Below are 4,152 nucleotides of genomic sequence, written 5' to 3' on the forward strand. Positions count from 1 at the left end.
ATATCATAAGTAATCGAAATTAATTCACAGCCTCTCTAGCTTACTATATTATTGCTTATTTGTGTAATTAATTTTGTCTTATTACTTATCTGTCCCGGGGCCAGGGAAGAATTAGCCACCGCAAAATTGATACAAGCATCGGTCGAGCGGGTTAGCGGCTCGATGTGCTTCAATAATTCTATAGTTTTTATTTTCCTTGTCGTATCATGCCACGTCCCCCGAAGAAAACCCCTAGCACCCCTGAACCCCCCGAAGAGCCAATTAAAGCCACTCCTCCCCTACAACCTCTACAAATTATTAAAAAGGGTTCTAGAGCCGCAGTACCCCCCAAACCCCCGGAAACCCCTTCAGAAATCATCGAGGAAAAACCAGCCGAGGAAACGGTAAAATCAGTCAGTAGCGAGATAAAATCTCCTTTCCGTCCTCGTTCCGATTCGGCTCCTCTATTCCGAAAACCAATTCCCAAAGCAGAAATTCCTGTCATCGAAAAAGCGACGGGAGCCAATGGCGAAGTATTTAATCTGACCGATTCTGTCCTCATTACCGAACCTTTTGGTACTCGTATTGCCGCTATTATCGATAGTTTTTATGCCGATGCTCAAGGCGAAATCTGGGCGCGACTCAAACCGGTGGAAGTTAATCCCGATTGTCGCTGGGAACAGGCCTGTATTCGCTCTCAGGGTTTGGTAAAAGCTGAGTAAGACAGTTATCAGTTATCAGTTATCAGTTATCAGATTTGAGTTTTAAGTGTGCAGTATTAACAAGTAATTTAGATAAGTCTCTTGCATAATTAATTTTTGAGGGTTCAAAAACGTCAAAAATAAGGATTAAATGGCATAAGATCCGTAAATAGACTATTTAATTGATTATTATTCATTCTTAATCATCCTGACTACTGACTTCTAATCCTAACAACAATTTTTGATTTTTACAAGAGGTCTGATGATTTGGTATTCTCAAAAGGGCTCTTCTAGGTTCTGTGTGAGCATGGTATAATAGTAACACAGAACAGGAGGTGGGTTATGTGGATAAATTTTGATCAACTCCTCGATTTACCAAATGTAACAGTGGTCAATTATCAAAAAATTGAGCAGACAATTTTCCTAAAGCTCGCTCTTTTAAATGAAACAATTGAATGTCCGAATTGCCATGAAACCTTGGACAGAATCAATCAGACAGAGTATAATCTAGTCAGAGATTTGTCAATATTAGGCAATCGAGTATATTTAAAAGTACCACGCCGCCAGTTTCATTGTCAAAAGTGCCAAAAGTATATCAGCGAAAGACTGAGTTTTATGAGATTAAGATAGCCTCAGACAATTCGCTATGAATCGATGATTTATGAGAGAGTAAAAAATTGTAGTATCGAAGAAATAAGTCGAGAAGAAGGGTTGGGATGGGAAGAAGTTGAGTTAATATTTAATCACTTTGCTAAAGAACTAGAAAAGGAAGAGTGGGAAGCACCAGAACGAATAAGCTTAGATGAATTTAGTAACTTAAAAGGACATAAAGATTTCATAACAACGGTCGTAGATCTGGACAAGAAAATTTTACTAGATGTGATTAAAGGACATAAGCAGGAAGAATTAATGGAAGCCTTAAAAGCACAGCCTCCACGCAGTTCGGGAGAAGGTGAAAGAAGTGAGCGTCGATATGTGGTCAGGATTTACAGCAGTGATCAAGGAATTATTTCCCAATGCTAAAATCATCTATGACCGTTTTCATGTAATGGCTATCATCAATGACGAGCTTAATAAATTGAGAAAGTTAATGGGGGTGCATGAAAAAGGATTACCTCATTTATTATGGAAGAATAAAGAGGACTTAAAGGACGAGCAAAAACAACAACTAGAAGTTATCCTGAAAGAACATCCCTGCTTGGGAATAGCCTGGGAAATGAAAGAAGAAATTAGAGAAATTTATCAAAGTAGTAGAACGTTCAGAGGTGCTGAGAGAAAATTGGAAAAATGGATAAGAATAGGCGGAATATTATATCAAAGTAGTGCCAGTATGATCCAGAAGCATTTGCCTGGTATTTGTAATTACTTTGAAAATCATACAACCAACGGATTAATTGAGGGAATGAATACCAAAATAAAGCTTATTAAAAGAATAAGTTATGGATTTACCAATTTTGAACATCTTCGACTTAAGCTGTTTGCTTGCTTTAATTCATAACAAAAATGGTTCTTCGTTACTTGGTATGGTTCGATAGGGGGGCATAAATCGACTAAATCCTTATCTGGCAAGAGATTTAATTGATTAGTTCGTCCCTTATAACCCCCGTCCATTGCATAACACAAACCGAAGAGCCACAAAAATTAACACACGAAAACCAGAAGAGCCGATTATTTTAACGAATGGCTTCTGACTGAAATAACTAGAATTATAGAAATATTGAATCTTTTTGTTGCTTTAGGAATAGAACTACAACAAATAGACTTAAACTCTCTGAAATCTTTAACCTTACAAGATTTCAATATTCTTAATCACTATTTACTTTTTGGAGAGTCTGAGTGGAACGAAGACAATCCACTTATTATTCATTTGATGGAAGCTAGTTATAATCTAAGTAAACCTATTAGTCAAATACTAAAATCTTTACAAAAATTTATCTATTTAGGACTACAAATACCAGAATTATCTATTGATAATTTAGATGATTTTGTTGTTACTGATGAGGATTTTACAAATCTGTCTGAATATCATGATGATTTTAGTGAAGGTTGCTTTGAATGGGTTAAAAAAGGTAAAATAAGTCCTTATTTTATTATCACTAGAATGTGGTCAGATATACCGCTGAGTGGTTGTATTAAAAAATTGCAGAAATATAAGTTTTTGGAAATCAAATCACCTGAAAAATTACCTAAAAACTTAGATGATATTACTAATATAGATTTAAAGCTTCTATTCAGTAATTTTGACGAAGAAACAGGTAAATATATTGATGAAATCTCTTTAATTCATATCCTTAGAGCAGCAAATTGGATAAATGAACTACTTGGTAAAACAATAGAGAGATTTAAAAACTTTATTTCTATTGGTACTGAAGGAGTTGCAATACCCGAAAATATACCTAAATCATTGAGTAACTATAAGGTTTCAAAGGATGATTTGATACTACTATCTAATGATCTCAATGGTTCCGACGAATGGCTACAAAATAAAGTTACTTCTCTTCATATTATTCAAGCAGCCACAAAACTAAAAAAACCTATTATCGAAATTGTAAATAGCTTACAGAGATTTATCCCTCTGGGCTTAGATGTTCCTAACCTATCTCCAAAAGTTTTTAGTAACTATATTGCTGATCAGTCAGATATGATTATATTCTCAAATAATTTAGATGGTGAGGCTCCTTGGTTTAAAGATAATATTCCTAATTGGCAGATAGTTCGAGCCTCAGTTGCTCTTAATGAAACCTTAGCAACCACTCTTAAACGACTACAACGACTTATTCCATTAGGGGTAGAAATACCAGAAACTAATCCAGATTTGCTAGGTGATTTTATTGCTAACCAAGATGATCTTATTGCTCTATCTCAAGACCTTGATCAAAGGGAACCTTGGTTAGAAAATGAAGTCAGCCTAAATCATATTTTACGAGTTTCTATGTGGATAAAGCAACCAGTAGCCAAAATCTTGCCAAGATTGCAAAAACTTGCGCCACTAGGATTTAAAGTACCTATAATCGACTTAGAATTACTAAATGATTTGATAGTAACTCAAGCAGATTTAATTGTTCTCTCTCAAGACTTAGATGGATTAGAACCTTCGATTAAAGATGAAGTTAATGATTTTCATATTACTTGTGCTTCTGAAAGATTAAATGAGCCTGTAAAAGTAACCCTTGAAAGACTCCATCGTTTTGCAGCAATACTCAACCTGAAATTGCCTGAATAAGATTCTGGATTCTGGAATATAAATTTTGATTTTAAGAATTCAAGACTGAGGCTCTCCCAATTTTGCTAATTGAACGCCTTGATCTGCGAGCTTTTTGTGAGGTTAAAAAGCGATCGCTTTTTAATAAGTGCGATCGCTGATCTTGTAGGGTGCGTTACTTAGGGTTTGCTGAAAGAAGCTACAACCTTTATTGGAAAAGGCTTTTAGCTAGATTGAGAGTCGCTCAGGTGCCCCTGAATCTGCTAAAAT

At 35.5% G+C, this 4,152-nt stretch carries 2 protein-coding genes and 1 pseudogene; all 3 read left to right on the plus strand.

Annotation, left to right across the window (positions count from 1 at the left end):
* Positions 1 to 206 precede the first annotated feature (206 nt).
* Positions 207 to 701, plus strand: a complete 495-nt coding sequence (locus BGL89_RS15265; protein WP_286826424.1) for a hypothetical protein — start codon at positions 207 to 209, stop codon at positions 699 to 701.
* Between the two features lie 321 nt (positions 702 to 1,022).
* Positions 1,023 to 2,178, plus strand: a pseudogene (locus BGL89_RS15270) (ISL3 family transposase).
* Positions 2,179 to 2,397: 219 nt separating this feature from the next.
* Positions 2,398 to 3,903, plus strand: a complete 1,506-nt coding sequence (locus tag BGL89_RS15275; RefSeq protein ID WP_286826425.1) for a wHTH domain-containing protein — start codon at positions 2,398 to 2,400, stop codon at positions 3,901 to 3,903.
* Positions 3,904 to 4,152 lie beyond the last annotated feature (249 nt).

The sequence above is a fragment of the Microcystis sp. LSC13-02 genome (genome assembly GCA_002282935.1).
Taxonomy (GTDB): Bacteria; Cyanobacteriota; Cyanobacteriia; order Cyanobacteriales; family Microcystaceae; genus Microcystis.